This is a genomic window from Massilia jejuensis (assembly GCF_042656795.1).
GTDB classification, from domain to species: Bacteria; Pseudomonadota; Gammaproteobacteria; order Burkholderiales; family Burkholderiaceae_D; genus Telluria; species Telluria jejuensis.
On record NZ_JBHSMS010000034.1, the window covers coordinates 65,274 to 79,748 of the forward strand.

Annotated in this window: 15 protein-coding genes; 5 read left to right on the forward strand and 10 right to left on the reverse strand. The window is 67.2% G+C overall.

Annotation, left to right across the window (positions count from 1 at the left end; translation table 11 throughout):
- Window positions 1-20: 20 nt before the first annotated feature.
- The 10 genes from ACFPOU_RS09970 to paaA all read right to left on the reverse strand — a co-directional run bounded on the left by ACFPOU_RS09970 (window position 21) and on the right by paaA (window position 8,562).
- Window positions 21-620: a phenylacetic acid degradation protein PaaY gene (locus ACFPOU_RS09970; protein WP_379720098.1), complete on the reverse strand. Its 600-nt coding sequence runs from the start codon at window positions 618-620 to the stop codon at window positions 21-23.
- Window positions 621-633: 13 nt separating this feature from the next.
- On the reverse strand, window positions 634-1,950 hold the full coding sequence (paaK, locus tag ACFPOU_RS09975; protein WP_379720101.1) for a phenylacetate--CoA ligase PaaK: 1,317 nt from the start codon (window positions 1,948-1,950) through the stop codon (window positions 634-636).
- Between the two features lie 14 nt (window positions 1,951-1,964).
- Entirely contained in the window at window positions 1,965-2,429 is a 465-nt protein-coding gene (gene paaI / locus ACFPOU_RS09980; RefSeq protein WP_379720104.1) for a hydroxyphenylacetyl-CoA thioesterase PaaI, read from the reverse strand.
- Window positions 2,422-3,984, reverse strand: coding sequence for a 3-hydroxyacyl-CoA dehydrogenase PaaH (gene paaH / locus ACFPOU_RS09985; protein ID WP_379720107.1), 1,563 nt, complete (start codon window positions 3,982-3,984; stop codon window positions 2,422-2,424). Before paaH ends, paaI begins: the two co-directional genes overlap by 8 nt.
- A gap of 2 nt (window positions 3,985-3,986) precedes the next feature.
- Complete coding sequence (gene paaG / locus ACFPOU_RS09990) at window positions 3,987-4,778, reverse strand: 2-(1,2-epoxy-1,2-dihydrophenyl)acetyl-CoA isomerase PaaG (RefSeq protein WP_379720110.1); 792 nt, start codon at window positions 4,776-4,778, stop codon at window positions 3,987-3,989.
- A gap of 31 nt (window positions 4,779-4,809) precedes the next feature.
- On the reverse strand, window positions 4,810-5,886 hold the full coding sequence (gene paaE / locus ACFPOU_RS09995; protein WP_379720113.1) for a 1,2-phenylacetyl-CoA epoxidase subunit PaaE: 1,077 nt from the start codon (window positions 5,884-5,886) through the stop codon (window positions 4,810-4,812).
- 20 nt (window positions 5,887-5,906) lie between these two features.
- Complete coding sequence (gene paaD, locus ACFPOU_RS10000) at window positions 5,907-6,425, reverse strand: 1,2-phenylacetyl-CoA epoxidase subunit PaaD (protein ID WP_379720116.1); 519 nt, start codon at window positions 6,423-6,425, stop codon at window positions 5,907-5,909.
- Complete coding sequence (paaC, locus tag ACFPOU_RS10005; protein WP_379720119.1) at window positions 6,425-7,177, reverse strand: 1,2-phenylacetyl-CoA epoxidase subunit PaaC; 753 nt, start codon at window positions 7,175-7,177, stop codon at window positions 6,425-6,427. The genes paaD and paaC overlap by 1 nt, the downstream gene beginning before the upstream one ends.
- A 21-nt stretch (window positions 7,178-7,198) precedes the next feature.
- Window positions 7,199-7,483 (reverse strand): 1,2-phenylacetyl-CoA epoxidase subunit PaaB, encoded by a 285-nt coding sequence (paaB, locus tag ACFPOU_RS10010; RefSeq protein WP_093556464.1) that lies wholly within the window; start codon window positions 7,481-7,483, stop codon window positions 7,199-7,201.
- An 89-nt stretch (window positions 7,484-7,572) separates the two neighbouring features.
- Entirely contained in the window at window positions 7,573-8,562 is a 990-nt protein-coding gene (gene paaA / locus ACFPOU_RS10015) for a 1,2-phenylacetyl-CoA epoxidase subunit PaaA (RefSeq protein ID WP_379720122.1), read from the reverse strand.
- Between the two features lie 105 nt (window positions 8,563-8,667).
- Here paaA and paaX point away from each other — a divergent pair, with 105 nt between their 5' ends.
- From paaX to ACFPOU_RS10040, 5 genes are all read left to right on the forward strand, one after another.
- Window positions 8,668-9,606: a phenylacetic acid degradation operon negative regulatory protein PaaX gene (paaX, locus tag ACFPOU_RS10020; RefSeq protein ID WP_379720125.1), complete on the forward strand. Its 939-nt coding sequence runs from the start codon at window positions 8,668-8,670 to the stop codon at window positions 9,604-9,606.
- A 41-nt stretch (window positions 9,607-9,647) separates the two neighbouring features.
- The gene (locus ACFPOU_RS10025) at window positions 9,648-10,781 is read left to right on the forward strand and encodes a M14 family metallopeptidase (RefSeq protein ID WP_379720128.1); all 1,134 of its coding nucleotides are present in this window, start codon (window positions 9,648-9,650) and stop codon (window positions 10,779-10,781) included.
- Window positions 10,782-10,838: 57 nt separating this feature from the next.
- Window positions 10,839-11,075 carry a hypothetical protein gene (locus ACFPOU_RS10030; RefSeq protein ID WP_379720131.1) on the forward strand — a complete coding sequence of 79 codons (237 nt, stop codon included), beginning with the start codon at window positions 10,839-10,841 and terminating at the stop codon, window positions 11,073-11,075.
- 153 nt (window positions 11,076-11,228) lie between these two features.
- On the forward strand, window positions 11,229-12,746 hold the full coding sequence (locus tag ACFPOU_RS10035) for an ATPase domain-containing protein (RefSeq protein ID WP_379720133.1): 1,518 nt from the start codon (window positions 11,229-11,231) through the stop codon (window positions 12,744-12,746).
- On the forward strand, window positions 12,733-14,457 hold the full coding sequence (locus tag ACFPOU_RS10040; protein ID WP_379720136.1) for a response regulator: 1,725 nt from the start codon (window positions 12,733-12,735) through the stop codon (window positions 14,455-14,457). Before ACFPOU_RS10035 ends, ACFPOU_RS10040 begins: the two co-directional genes overlap by 14 nt.
- Window positions 14,458-14,475 lie beyond the last annotated feature (18 nt).

A 14,475-nucleotide genomic window follows, 5' to 3' on the forward strand; every position in this document is an offset into this window, starting at 1 on the left:
GGGCCGCAACCGCGTACCGATTATTTTTTTGGCGCGTGGCCGCCGGTGGCACTGAAATCGAAAGCGGGACGGTTCGGCTCGACCTCCGTATAGGCCTCCACTTCGCGCATGGTGGCGAGCGAGCGCGTCGTCAGCTGGTGGTACTGGCGCGTCCCGAAGCTCTTCCACTCGACGTCGTCGTCGGTCAGCGCGCGCATCACCCTGGCGGGGGTGCCCATCGCCATGCTGCGCGGCGGGATCACCATGCCGGCCTTCACGAAACTCATGGCGGCGACGATCGATTCCGCGCCGACCACGGCGCCGTCCATCACGACCGCGTTCATGCCGACCATGGCGTTGCGGCCCACGCGGCAGCCATGCAGCACGGCGCCGTGGCCGATGTGGCCGTCGGCCTCGATGACCGTCTCGCCATCCTCGAAGCCGTGCATGACGCAGCAATCCTGGACGTTGGCGCCCTCTTCCAGGATCAGGCGGCCGAAGTCGCCGCGCAGCGAGGCCAGCGGACCGATGTAACAGCGCGGGCCGACGATGACGTCGCCGATCAGCACCGCCGTCGGGTGCACATAACTGGTGGGGTGCACGACCGGGCGCACGCCGTCGATTTCATAGACCTTGACCATGCCTGGATTCCTCTCACGTATTCTTCGGACGCTTGTCGAGCACGCGCCGGGCCTTGCCGGTCAGCGTGCGTTCGATGCCCATCGGCGGCATCAGGGTGACCTTGGCCGTCACGCCGACATAGGTCTTGATGCTGTGCCGTAGTTCTCTCGCCAGTGCATCGATGCTGTCTTGTGTGTGCGTGTCCTCGCGCAGCTCGCCGAACACTTCCAGCGCGTCGAGATGGCCGTCGCGCGTGACGACCAGCTGGTACTGGGGCGCCAGTGCCGGCATCTTCAGCACGCGTTCCTCGATCTGGCTCGGGAACACGTTCACGCCGCGAATGATCAGCATGTCGTCCGAGCGGCCCGTGATGCGGCCCATGCGGCGCATCGCGCGCGAGGTCGGCGCCAGGAGGCGCGTCAGGTCGCGCGTGCGGTAGCGGATGACCGGCAGCGCTTCCTTGGTGAGCGAGGTGAAAACCAGTTCGCCTTCCGCGCCGTCGGGCAGCACTTCGCCCGTGTCCGGGTCGACGATCTCGGGATAGAAATGGTCTTCCCAGATGACGGGGCCGTCCTTGCTCTCGATGCATTCGCTGGCCACGCCCGGGCCCATCACTTCGGACAGGCCGTAGATGTCGACCGCATCGAGCCCCGCCTCGGTCTCGATCGTGCGCCGCATCTCCTCCGTCCAGGGTTCGGCCCCGAAGATGCCGACCTTCAGCGAGGACGCGGCCGGATCGAGCCCCTGGCGCTTGAATTCCTCGACAATATTGAGCATGTAGGAAGGCGTGACCATGATGATCGACGGCTCGAAGTCGCAAATGAGCTGCACCTGCTTTTCGGTCTGCCCGCCCGACATCGGCACCACGGTGCAGCCCAGGCGCTCGGCGCCGTAGTGGGCGCCCAGGCCGCCGGTAAACAAGCCGTAGCCGTAGGCGATATGGACCATGTCGCCGGCCCGCCCGCCGGCGGCGCGGATCGAGCGTGCGACCAGGCCGGCCCAGGTATCGATGTCCTTCCTGGTGTAGCCGACCACGGTCGGGCGCCCGGTGGTGCCGGAGGAGGCGTGCACCCGCACCACCTGCTCGCGCGGCACGGCGAACAGGCCGAACGGATAGTTCTCGCGCAGGGTCTTCTTCTCGGTGAACGGGAATCTGGCCAGGTCGGCCAGCGACTTCAGATCGCTCGGGTGGACACCTGCTGCATCGAAGGCCTTGCGGTAGTGCGGCACGTTGTCGTACGCGTGCTGCAGCGACCATTGCAGGCGCTCGAGCTGCAGTGCCTGCAATTGGTCGCGGCTGGCGCGTTCGACCGGTTCCAGCTCGCCGGGCGCGGGAGTGCGTTGGACCATCTGAAGCTCCTTCTCTAGCTTTGGATTGATGCTGCGGCGAGGTCGGCCACCATCCCGCCGACGCGGTGCGACTTGCCGCGGAACAGGGCGATCGTGCGCCCCTCCCCGTTCTTCACCGTGACGTCGTAGACGCCGGTCTTGCCCGCCAGCGCCTGCTCGGCGGCCTCGGCGATCAGCAGGTCGCCTTCGCGCCCGGGCGCCAGGTAGTCGATCGTGCAGCCGGCGCCGACCGTGTTGAAGTTGTGCGAGTTGCAGGCAAAGGCAAAGGCGCTGTCGGCCAGCATGAAGATGAAGCCGCCGTGGCAGGTCTGGTGCCCGTTGAGCATGTCGGCGCGCACGCGCATCGACATGCGCGCATGGCCCGGACCGATGGCGTCGAGCTTCATGCCCAGCGCCTGGCTGGCCGGATCGCGCTCGTACATGGTCTTGCCGGCCAGTTCGGCCAGGGCCTGGGGGTCGCCGTGCTGGGCGCTATGCATGAAAACGGGCTCCATTCGGGTTGGCGGCGAGCTTGCGGCGCAGTAGCGGCGAGACGCGGTAGCGGTCCTCGCCATAGGCCAGGGCGAGCTTGTCCAGGACGGTAACGACCTGATGCAGGCCGATGGCGTCGGCCCAGGCCAGCGGCCCGCGCGGATAGTTCACGCCCTTGCGCATGGCGATGTCGACCGCGGCCGCGCTGCACACGCCCTGGTGCACGACATCGGCCGCTTCGTTGGCGAGCATGGCGACGGTGCGCATGACGGCCATGCCGGGAATGTCGTCGAGGCGCGTGACGGCGAAGCCGGCCGCCTGGAACAGGCCGACGGCGGCCTGGTAGGCTTCCTCGCCGCACTGGTCGGCGCGCGCCAGGGCGATGCGCGTGGCTTTCGCATGGTCGAACAGGAGGTCGTAGACGACCGTGTTCGGGTGGTCGTTGGCGGCCGCGCGCTCGGTGGCGCTGCGCCCGTCGGTGAGGAAAATGGCCGCGCCATTGGTGTGGAAGGCCGGCGCCTCGTGCATTTCGGCGCCCTGCAAGGGCTCGCGGTGGGTGACCGTGAAGCCGGCGGCGAGCAGGCGCGCTTCCATCGGCGCCAGGACGCTGGGGCCCGCTTCGCGCGCGACGCTGATGCCCACCGTGTGCGGGCGAACTGCGTGCGGCTCGGTCTGCGCCACCGCCTGGGGCGCATCCTCGCCGTAGCGGTAGAAGCCGCGGCCGGATTTGCGGCCGAGGAAGCCGGCATTCACCATTTCCTGCTGCAGCACCGAGGGCGTGAAGCGCTGGTCGCCGAAATAGGCGGCGTGCACCGACTGCGTGACCGAGAAATTGACATCGTGGCCGATCAGGTCCATCAGTTCGAAGGGACCCATGCGGAAACCGCCGCAGTCGCGCATGACCGCGTCCAGCGTCGGCGCGTCGGCGGCGTTTTCCTGCAGCAGGCGCAGGGCCTCGGCGTAGAAAGGACGGGCCACGCGGTTGACGATGAAGCCGGGCGACGACTTGGCGTGCACCGGGTCCTTGCCCCAGTCCTGCGCCGTGGCGTAGACGGTGGCGGCCACTTCCCGGTCCGTGGCCAGGCCGCTGACCACCTCGACCAGCGCCATCAGCGGCACGGGGTTGAAGAAGTGCATGCCGACCAGGCGTTCCGGGTGGCGCAGTCCCGCCGCGATCGCCGTGACCGAGATCGAGGAGGTGTTCGTCGCCAGGATGCAGCCGGCGTCGACGATGCCTTCCAGCTCGGCGAAGAGGCGGCGCTTGGCCTCCAGGTTCTCGACGATGGCCTCCACCGCCAGCGCCGCGTCCTTGAGTTCCGCCAGCGACGCGACGGCCCGCAGGCGCTCGCGTGCGGGACCGGCTTGCGCCGCGTCCATGCGTCCCTTGCCGACCAATGTCGCGAACACCTTGCCGATCGCATCGACGGCGTCGGCGGCCGCATCCGGCCGCGTGTCGAAGATGCGCACCTCGTGGCCGCTGCTTGCCGCCACTTGTGCGATGCCGCGACCCATGGCGCCGCCGCCGATGACGGCAACGACGCTGCCCTTGGCCAGTGCGCGCATGCTCATTCTCCCTTGAACTGCGCCGGGCGCTTGGCGATAAAGGCGGCGACGCCTTCGCGGTAGTCGTGGCTGTAGCCGAGTTCGCGCATCATCTCGCCTTCCAGTTTCAGCTGCTCCGGCAGGGTGTTGGCGTAGCTTGCCTGCAGCGCCTTCTTGGTGAAGGCCAGGCCCTTGGTCGGGGCGCTGGCGAAGTGGGTGGCCATGACCATCGCTTCGGTCATCAGGGTTTCATCCTCGACCGCGCGCCAGATCAGGCCCCATTGCTCGGCTTTTTCGGCCGGGAGTTTCTCGCCCAGCATGGCCAGGCCCGTGGCGCGCGCCTGGCCGACCAGGCGCGGCAAATGCCAGGTGCCGCCGGTGTCGGGGATCAGGCCGAGCTTGCAGAAGGCTTCGATGAAGCTGGCCGATTTCGCGGCCAGCACGATGTCGCAGGCCAGCGCCAGATTGGCGCCGGCGCCGGCGGCCACGCCGTTGACGGCGCAGATGACGGGCATCGGCAGCGACCGCAGCATCAGCACCAGCGGCGCGTAGAATTTTTCGACCGATTCGCCCAGGTCGACGCCGGGCGCGCCGGGGGTGACCGCGCGGTCGCCCAGGTCCTGGCCGGCGCAGAAGGCGCGGCCGGCGCCGGTCAGCACCAGCACGCGCACCGACCGGTCCGCTTGCAGCGTGTCGAGCGCGTCGCGCACTTCCAGGTGCATGGCCTGGGTAAAGCTGTTCAGGCGCTCGGGGCGGTTCAGGGTCAGCACGGCGACCCCGTTTTCAATCGCGAACAGGATCGATTCGTAGCGCATGGTGTCTCCTCCGGCTTGGTTGGTTGATGCGTTATTCGTGCTGGTCGAAATCGACGACGACGGTGTCGGTGATCGGGAAGGCCTGGCAGGAAAGGACGAAACCGCGCGCGACTTCATAGTCTTCCAGCGCGTAGTTCACGTCCATCTCGACATTGCCTTCGACGACCTTGCAGCGGCAGGTCGAGCAGACGCCGCCCTTGCAGGCGTAGCGCATGTCGATGCCGGCGCGCAGGCCTGCGTCGAGGATCGATTCCTTGTCCTTGTCCATCGTGAAGCTGGCGGCGCTGCCGTCCATGATCACCGTCACTTCCGTCTGCCGGTGGGCGCCCTCGGCCACCGGGCGCGGCTTGTGCTCGCCCGTCGGGATGCTGGCGGCGAACAGCTCGATGCGGATCTTTTCCTTGGCCATGCCGGCCTCCTGCAGCGACCTGGAGACCCCGTGCATCATCTCTTCCGGGCCGCAGATGAAGGCGATGTCGATGTCCGCGGCGTCGATCCAGTGCTTCAGGAAGGCGCTGCACTTCTCGCCGGTGATGCGGCCGTTGAACAGGTCGATGTCCTGCTGCTCGCGGCTCATCACGTAGACGAGTTTCAGACGGCCCATGTAGACGTCTTTCAGTTCGCTCAGCTCGTCGCGGAAGATGACGGACGAGGAGGCGCGGTTGCCGTAGACGAGCGTGAAACGGCTCTTCGGCTCGGCCAGCAAGGTGGTCTTGACGATCGACAGGATCGGGGTGATGCCGCTGCCGGCGGCAAAGGCCAGGTAGTGGCGCTCGCTGTCCGGGTCGAGCGGCACGTTGAAGTGGCCCATCGGCGGCATCACGTCGAGCGTGGCGCCGGGCGCCAGGTGCGCGTTGGCCCAGCTCGAGAACAGGCCGCCGGGCGTGCGCTTGATGGCCACGCGCAGCAAGTCGTCCTGCACGGCCGAGCAAATCGAGTAGGAGCGGCGCACATCCTCGCCGTCGATCATGGCGCGCAGCGTCAGGTGCTGGCCCTGCTGGTAGGCGAAGGTCGATTTCAGTTCCGGCGGCACGGCAAACGTCAGGGAAACGGCGTCGCGCGTCTCGTGCTTCACCTTGGCCACGGTGAGTGGATAGAATTTGCTCATGGTCTGCTCATACGGTCTGCTCAATGGCACTTGAAGTAATCGAAGGGTTCGCGGCAGTCCAGGCATTTGTAGAGCGCCTTGCACGGGGTCGAGCCGAACTGGCTGGTCAGTTGCGTGTGCTGCGAGCCGCAGTTCGGGCAGCGCACTTGCGGCTCGACGAAGCTGCCGCGCTTGACGCCGTTGCGCAGGCCGCTGACATCGATCGCCTGCTGCACCGGCGGCGCGATGCCGTAGCCGGTCAAGGCCGCCTTGCCGCTCTGGCTCATCCAGTCGGTGGTCCAGGCGGGAGAAAGCCGGTTCACCAGCCGCACCCTGGCGAGGCCATGCGCGTGCAGGGCTGCGAGGACGGCTTCGCCGATGACCTGCATCGCCGGGCAGCCGGAATAGGTCGGCGTGATCGTCACCACGCACTCCTCGCCCTCGAAGGCGACGTCGCGCACGATGCCCAGGTCGACCACCGAGATCACCGGGATCTCGGGGTCCGGCACTTCGGCGAGCCAGGACCAGACCTGCTCGAGCGTGGCCTGCGTGGCCTTCATTACCACTCGGCGCCGGGATAGGCGCGCTGCAGGAACTGCATCTCGGCCAGGATGAAGCCGAGGTGTTCGCTGTGGCGTCCCGCCTTGCCGCCGCGCTGCATCCAGGCGTCCGGCGACGGCATCGTCAAGGTCGCCTCGGCCAGGATCTCGCCGACGTGCTCGAGGAAGGCGGCGCGCAGGTCTTCCGAGCGCGGGGCGACGCCCTGTTCGACCATCGCATTGTCGATGTCGTCGTAGAGGAACACTTCGCCGCTGTACATCCAGAGGTCGTCCAGGGCCGCCTGCATTTTCGCGTGGCTGACATCGGTGCCGTCGCCCAGGCGCACCATCAGGTCGCCGCTGCGGCGCAGGTGGTACGTGACTTCCTTGAACGATTTTTCGGCGATGTCCGCGATGCGCGGGTCGCTCGACTTCAGCAGGCCCTGCATCAGGAAGTAATGCCAGGTATCGAACAGGAACTGGCGCGTCATCGTCTCGGCATAGCTGCCGTTGGGCTGCTCGACCAGCAGGACATTGCGCCATTGGCCGGCGTCGCGGTGGTAGGCCAGCTTGTCTTCGTCGCGGCCCTTGCCTTCCAGTTCGCCCGCATAGGCCAGCCACATGCGCGTCTGGCCGAGCAGGTCGAGGGCGACGTTGGTCAGGGCCATGTCTTCTTCCAGCGCCGGGCCCTTGCCGCACAGCTGACTGAGCTGTTGCGAGAGGATCAGGGCGTTGTCGCCCTGGCGCAGAAGGTAGTCGATGTTCGCGTCCACGAGTTCAATCTCCACCTTGGCTTACAGGTTCTTGACTTCTTCCGGCATCGGGAAGAAGGTCGGGTGGCGGTAGACCTTGCTGTTGGCGGGCTCGAACAGGGCTTCCTTGTCGGACGGGCTGGAAGCGACGATGTCGGCGGCGCGCACGACCCAGATCGAGACGCCTTCGTTGCGGCGCGTGTAGACGTCGCGCGCGTTGTTGACGGCCATTGCGGCGTCAGGGGCGTGCAGGCTGCCGACATGCTTGTGGGCCAGGCCGTGCTGGCTGCGGATGAATACTTCCCACAGGGGCCATTCTTTGCTCATGGTGCTTCTCCGGTGTGTCGGTTTTTTTATCGGCGTGCGCGTGCCGCCGGCTGTCGCTGCGTGCGTACCACGCTGCGTGCGTACCACGTTCACGCAGCCGCTTTCTTGGCGGCCTGCTTGTCGGCGTGGGCGACCAGCGCGTCGCGGAACCATGCGCCGTCGTCCCAGGCCTTGACCCGGGTGCGCAGGCGCTCGCGGTTGCAGGGGCCGTTGCCCTTGAGGACGTCGTGGAATTCGCTCCAGTCGATCTCGCCGAATACGTAGTGGCCGGTCTCGGCATTGAACTTCAGGTCCGGGTCGGGCACCGTCAGGCCGAGGTATTCGGCTTGCGGCACGGTCTGGTCGACCATGCGCTGGCGCAGCTCGTCGTTCGAGAACAGCTTGATGCGCCATTTGCTCGACTGCGCGCTGTTGACCGATTCGGCGTCCGAGGGGCCGAACATCATCAGCGACGGCCACCACCAGCGGTTCAGCGCATCCTGGGCCATCGCCTTCTGTTCCGGCGTGCCCTTCGCCAGGCTCATCATGATGTCGTAGCCCTGGCGTGCGTGGAAGGACTCTTCCTTGCAGACGCGGATCATGGCGCGCGCGTAGGGGCCATAGGAGCAGCGGCAAAGCGGAATCTGGTTGATGATGGCCGAGCCGTCGACCAGCCAGCCGATGGCGCCCATGTCGGCCCAGCTCAGGGTCGGGTAGTTGAAGATGCTCGAATACTTGGCCTTGCCCGCGTGCAGGGCCGCGAGCAGTTCGTCGCGCGACACGCCCAGGGTTTCGGCGGCGCTGTACAGGTAGAGGCCGTGGCCGGCTTCGTCCTGGATTTTCGCCAGCAGCACCGACTTGCGCTTGAGGGTCGGCGCACGCGTGACCCAGTTGCCTTCCGGCAGTTGGCCGACGATTTCCGAATGCGCGTGCTGGGAGATCTGGCGCACCAGCGTCTTGCGGTAGGCGTCCGGCATCCAGTCCTTCGCTTCGATCTTCACGCCGGCATCGATCCGGGCCTGGAAGGCTTGCTCCTCGGCACTCATGTCTTCGGCTGTCTGTACCTTTTTCAGGCCCGTCTCCACCAATTGCGCGTACATGGTCAGTCCCCCATTGCAAACATCGTCCAACAATAATACGATACAGAAAACGAGATGTACACCATAATTTTGAATCATATCGATTGCCCTCGACGACGGGATTACATGGACCATTTGACTGGCGACGCGTGGATAGCCGACGCCCTCGCCCAGGAGCCGCCGCGCTCGAAATCGCTGGTGATGACGGTCATGGGCGACGCCATCGCGCCCCATGGCGGCGCGGCCTGGCTGGGCAGCCTGATCGAGTTGCTGGCCCCGCTCGGCGTGACCGACCGCCTGGTGCGCACGAGCGTGTTCCGGCTAGTGCAGGAGGGCTGGCTGGCGGCCAGCCGCGAGGGCCGGCGCAGCCGCTACGGCTTCGATGCGACCTCGCTGCCGCGTTTCCAGCGCGCCGACCGCCGCATCTATGCCCCGCCCGGCCTGCACTGGGACGGCCGCTGGACGCTGGCGCTGGCGCTGGCGCCCAACGGCAGCATCGACGGCGACGTGCGCACCGCGGTGCGCAAGGAGCTGGAGTGGGAAGGCTTCGCGATGCTGGGGCCGGGCCTGCTGGCCCATCCGGGCGCCGACGCCGACGGCTTGCGCGACGCCTTGCAGCGCACCGGCGCGGCCGGGCGCGTGTTCGTGCTCAGCGCGGCCGAGCTGCCCCAGGTCGGTTCGCGGCCCTTGCAGGAACTCGTCGGTGAAGCCTGGGACTTGCGCACGGTGGCGCGCAGTTACCAGGGGTTCATCGCGCAGTACACGCCGTTGCTGGACTTGCTGCGCGCCTCGCCCGCGCCGGCGCCGGCGGACGCGTTCGCGATCCGCTCGTTGCTGATTCATGCGTACCGGCGGCTGCAGCTGCACGATCCGATGCTGCCGCTCGAGCTGCTGCCCGATCCGTGGCCGGGGTCGGATGCGTACGCGCTCGCGCGTGCCGTGTATTTGATGGTGTACGCGCAGGCCGAGGTGCACATCGATGCGGTATTGCGGCGCGAGGATCCGGCCGCGCCCGCGGCCGATGACGCGTTTTATCGGCGTTTCGGGGGATTGCGGGTCGCATAAGTTGGTATGATCTCGGCTTTACGCCTTCTACGGGACACACCATGTCTATCAAGATCAGCAGCCAGTTCGACGCTGGCGCCATCGAGATCGTGAACGCCACGAGCGCCAGCGCTATCGACCTGAACATCCGCAAGGATTCGCACGCCGACATCACCCAGTGGTTCTACTTCCGCCTGCAGGGCGCGCAAGGCCAGGCCTGTACGATGCGCCTGCTCAACGCCGGCCAGGCGGCCTACCCGGCCGGCTGGGAAGACTACAACGCGATGGCCAGCTACGACCGCGTCAACTGGTTCCGGGTGCCGACTTCGTTCGACGGCCAAGTCATGACGATCGCGCACACGCCGGGCATGGACAGCGTCTACTACGCTTATTTCGAGCCGTATTCGTGGGAACGCCACCTGGAACTGCTCGACCGCGCCCAGATGAGCGAGCACGTGCGCATGCTCGACCTGGGCTCGACCGTGGACGGGCGCGACCTGAACATGCTCGTCATCGGCGAGCCGGCCGAGCACAAGAAGAAGGTCTGGGTCATCGCGCGCCAGCATCCGGGCGAGACGATGGCCGAGTGGTTCGTCGAAGGCATGCTCGACGCCCTGCTCGATCCGGCCCATCCGTTCGGCCGCCAGTTGCTCAAGGAAACGGTGTTCTACGTGGTCCCGAACATGAACCCGGACGGCTCGGTGCGCGGCAACCTGCGCACGAATGCCGCCGGCGCCAACCTGAACCGCGAGTGGCTGAACCCGACCATGGAACGCAGCCCGGAAGTGTTCCTCGTCAGGCAGAAGATGCACGAGACCGGCGTCGACCTGTGCCTGGACGTGCACGGCGACGAGGGCCTGCCCTATGTGTTCGTGGCCGGCAGCGAGTCGCTCCCGAACTTCACGCCCGAGCAGGCCGCCGCGCAGAAGCGCTTCAGCGACGATTTCAAAATTGCCAGTCCGGACTTCCAGGACGTGCACGGCTACGGCGCCTCGCCCTACACCGAAGAGACGCTGACCATGGGTTCGCCCCACGTCACGCACGCCTTCGGCTGCCTGTCGCTCACGCTGGAGCTGCCGTTCAAGGACAACGCCAACGACCCGGACCCGCAGGTGGGCTGGGATGGCGCGCGCAGCGCCCGCCTCGGCGCGGCGGTGCTGCAGCCGGTGCTGCAGTCGATCCGCGCGATCAAGTAAGCTCGCAACGCATGCCGGGGCCGGCATGCGTGACCTCATTTTGAAAGAACACGCACCATGACCGTCTTTGCCGCCTCCGTCTTCGACGCCACCGTCATCTATAACGGCCAGGAACTCTTCAAGGGCCAGGGCTCGGCCAGCATGTGGGCCGAAAAGGTGGCCAAGGAACTCGGCACCCCCATCACCGTCGAGAAAATCGGCACCGGCTGGGCCCTGCGCGGCCGGGTCGACGGCGTCGATTGCACTTGGGGAATTTACGGCCAGCGCTTGAAACGGTTCGATGTGTCCGGATGAGCGGGTGCGCCAGCGGCGCAACGGCAAATCGTTTTATAATCGCGTCATCAGCACTGCCGAACACGTCGGCAACGCTAACACCCCGGTCGGGCTTGCGGCGGCGTCCGCCGGCAGGCAGCAGCAACCGCCCCGGTCAATCGATAGGCCGTGTCCATGAATTCCCCAGCTTCCCTGCGCACCGCAGAGCCCACTCCCTCCCTTCGCCTGTCGACCGGAATCGCCGGCCTCGACAACATCCTCGGCGGCGGGCTGACGCCGCAGCGCGTGTACCTGGTGGAAGGTTCGCCGGGCGCCGGCAAGACCACGCTCGGCCTGCAGTTCCTGCTCGACGGCGCCGCCAAGGGCGAGCACGGCCTGTACATCACGCTGTCGGAAACCTCGGACGAATTGCGGGCCGTCGCGGCCAGTCACGGCTGGTCGATCGAGGCGCTGACCCTGTTCGAACTGGCCAGCGACATGGCGCTCGACATCGACGCCCAGCAGTCGGTATTCCACCCGTCCGAAGTCGAACTGGGCGAAACGACCCGCAACGTGATGGCCGAAGTCGACCGCGTGAAACCGGTGCGCGTCGTCTTCGACAGCCTGTCGGAGATGCGCCTGCTGGCCCAGAACGCGCTGCGCTACCGGCGCCAGATCCTGGCCCTGAAGCAATTCTTCGCGGCGCGCAACTGCACCGTGCTGCTCCTGGACGACAAGACCAGCCAGGCCGACCAGCACCTGCACAGCATCGCCCACGGCGTCATCAGCCTCGAGCAGATCGCCAAGGAATTCGGCAAGGAGCGCCGCCGCGTCAACATCCTCAAGATGCGCGGCATCCGCTTCCGTGGCGGCTACCACGACTACACGCTCGATACCGGCGGCATCACCATGTACCCGCGCCTAGTGGCGGCCGAGCACATGCTCGACTTCACGCCGGAGGTACGCTCGACCGGGTCGACAGGCCTCGACAAGCTGCTCGGCGGCGGCCTGGTCAGCGGCACGAATACCCTGATCGTCGGCCCTTCCGGCATCGGCAAGACCACGCTGACGGCGCGCTGCCTGCTGTCGGCGCTCGGGCGCGGCGAGGCGGCCTCGTTCTACCTGTTCGACGAAGGTCTCGGCACCTTCTTCGCGCGCAGCCTGGCGCTCGGGATGGACTTGCGTCCCTTCGTCGATAACGGCCAGTTGCGCATCCACCACATCGACCCGGCCGAGCTGTCGCCGGGCGAATTCGCCCAGATGCTGCGCGACGCCGTCGAGCAGCATGGCGTCAGCTTCCTCGCCATCGACAGTCTGAACGCCTACCTGCAAGCGATGCCGGGCGAGCAGTACCTGACGCTGCAGATGCACGAACTGCTGTCCTATTTGAACCAGCAGGGCGTGACCACGCTGCTGGTGCTGGGCCAGCACGGCCTGATCGGCGAAGTGCGGTCCGACGTCGACCTGAGCTACCTCTCGGACACCACCGTGCTGCTGCGCTTTTTCGAGTCGAGCGGGCGCCTGCGCCGCGCGATCACGGTCATCAAGAGCCGCACCGCGAGCCATGCGCTGACCATCCACGAACTCCAGCTCGGCCGCGACGGCGTGCGCGTCGGCGAGCCGCTCGAGGGCTTCGAGGGGGTGCTCAGCGGCCTGCCGAGCTACCACGGCTCGACGCCGATGATGGCATCGATCCCGCATGCAGGCGCGTGACGACCGCGACGAGCGCATCGTCATCTTCGCGCCGCACGGGCGCGATGCCGAGGTCATGTGCTCGGTGCTGGCGCGCGACGCCTTCGCCTGCGCAACGGTCGACAGCTTCGACGCCTTCGTCGACGCCATCGGCGCCGGCGCCGGCGCGGCCATCGTCGCCGAGGAAGCCTTGCAAGGCATCGACACGGCGCGCCTGCGCGCCTGGCTGGAGGCGCAGGAGCACTGGTCCGACTTTCCCTTCGTCGTCCTGCTCACCCGGGTGATCGGCCTGCCGGCCGACGGCGCCCGGGCGCGCCTGGGAGAGCTCGGCAACGTGATCCTGCTCGAGCGCCCCCTGAATGCGCAGACCCTGCGCAGCGCCGCCATGTCGGTGCTGCGCGCGCGCCGCCGCCAGTACCAGGCGCGCGACGTGCTGCTCGACCGCGAGCGCACCGCCGAGAGCCTGCGCCAGAGCCAGGAAGCGCTGGTACACCTGAACGAAACGCTGGAAGCGCGCATCGAGGAGCGCACGCGCGCGCTGGCCCAGGCCAACGACCGCCTGATGAACGAAGTCATCGAGCGTGAACGCGTGCAGCAGGCGATGGTCCAGTTCCAGAAGATGGAAGCGGTCGGCCGCCTGACCGGCGGCATCGCCCACGATTTCAACAACCTGCTCAACGTCGTCCAGGGCAGCATGGACCTGATCCTGCTGATGTCGAAGGACGAGGTGGCCAAGGGCCGCGCCGAGGTGGCGCGCCGCGCCTGCCAGCGCGGCGGCAAGCTTACCAGCCAGCTGCTGGCCTTCTCACGCAACCAGAGCCTCGACCTGCGTCCGCTCGAGGTAGGCACCCTGTTCGACGGCGTGCGCGAACTGGTGGCCACCTCGCTCGGTTCGAGCATTCGCCTGGGCTTTGCCGTCGAGGCCGAGTCGGCCAGCGTGATGGCCGACATGAACCAGATGGAGATGGCGCTGCTGAACCTGGCGATCAATGCGCGCGACGCCATGAGCAATGGCGGCGAGCTGCGCTTCAGCGCCGGCCCGGCCTGCCCGCCCGAGGGCTTGCTGCCGCCGGGCGACTATGTACGCATCGCCGTCACCGACAGCGGCGAAGGCATGCCGCCGGAAGTGGCGGCGCGCGTGTTCGAGCCCTTCTTCACCACCAAGGGCGTCGGCAAGGGCACCGGCCTGGGCCTGTCCCAGGTCTACGGCATGGCCCAGCAGTCCGGCGGCGCGGCGCGCATCCTGAGCGAGCAGGGCGTCGGCACGACGGTCGAGATCTGGCTGCGCGCGGCCGGCGGCGCCGGCGACGCCCTGCCCGTAATCGCATCCGCGGCTGCCGCCACGCCGCGCCCCGGCGTGCGCATCCTGGTGGTCGAGGACGACGATTTCGTGCGCGAATCGATGGTCGAATCGCTCGAAGCGCTCGGCCACACGGTAGCGCAGGCGCCGAACGGCGAAGCGGGCTTGCAGGAACTCAAGCGCGCGGCGCCCGACCTGATCATCACCGACTACCTGATGCCCGGCATTACCGGCGCCGAGCTGGTGATGCGCGCCCGCGAAACGCTGCCCGGCGTACCGATGATCATCGCCACCGGCTACGCCGACATGAAGGCGATCGAGCAGGTGATCGGGGACGATATGCTGCTGCGCAAACCCTTCCAGCTGGCCGAGCTGGCGGCGACGGTGGAGCGCGCCTTGTACAAGGTCGGCAGCGAAACGGCGGCCGGTTAAACACCGGGTCCAGGTATC

Bases quoted from the DNA above. Each gene is read 5' to 3' on its own strand.
- paaK (WP_379720101.1), bottom strand. From the start codon at position 1,950: ATGGTCCAACGCACTCCCGCGCCCGGCGAGCTGGAACCGGTCGAACGC.
- ACFPOU_RS10025 (WP_379720128.1), top strand. From the start codon at position 9,648: ATGTCTATCAAGATCAGCAGCCAGTTCGACGCTGGCGCCATCGAGATC.
- ACFPOU_RS10040 (WP_379720136.1), top strand. From the start codon at position 12,733: ATGCAGGCGCGTGACGACCGCGACGAGCGCATCGTCATCTTCGCGCCG.
- paaA (WP_379720122.1), bottom strand. From the start codon at position 8,562: ATGTACGCGCAATTGGTGGAGACGGGCCTGAAAAAGGTACAGACAGCC.
- ACFPOU_RS10035 (WP_379720133.1), top strand. From the start codon at position 11,229: ATGAATTCCCCAGCTTCCCTGCGCACCGCAGAGCCCACTCCCTCCCTT.
- paaX (WP_379720125.1), top strand. From the start codon at position 8,668: ATGGACCATTTGACTGGCGACGCGTGGATAGCCGACGCCCTCGCCCAG.
- ACFPOU_RS10030 (WP_379720131.1), top strand. From the start codon at position 10,839: ATGACCGTCTTTGCCGCCTCCGTCTTCGACGCCACCGTCATCTATAAC.
- paaB (WP_093556464.1), bottom strand. From the start codon at position 7,483: ATGAGCAAAGAATGGCCCCTGTGGGAAGTATTCATCCGCAGCCAGCAC.
- paaI (WP_379720104.1), bottom strand. From the start codon at position 2,429: ATGCATAGCGCCCAGCACGGCGACCCCCAGGCCCTGGCCGAACTGGCC.
- paaH (WP_379720107.1), bottom strand. From the start codon at position 3,984: ATGCGCGCACTGGCCAAGGGCAGCGTCGTTGCCGTCATCGGCGGCGGC.
- paaD (WP_379720116.1), bottom strand. From the start codon at position 6,425: ATGAAGGCCACGCAGGCCACGCTCGAGCAGGTCTGGTCCTGGCTCGCC.
- paaE (WP_379720113.1), bottom strand. From the start codon at position 5,886: ATGAGCAAATTCTATCCACTCACCGTGGCCAAGGTGAAGCACGAGACG.
- paaG (WP_379720110.1), bottom strand. From the start codon at position 4,778: ATGCGCTACGAATCGATCCTGTTCGCGATTGAAAACGGGGTCGCCGTG.
- ACFPOU_RS09970 (WP_379720098.1), bottom strand. From the start codon at position 620: ATGGTCAAGGTCTATGAAATCGACGGCGTGCGCCCGGTCGTGCACCCC.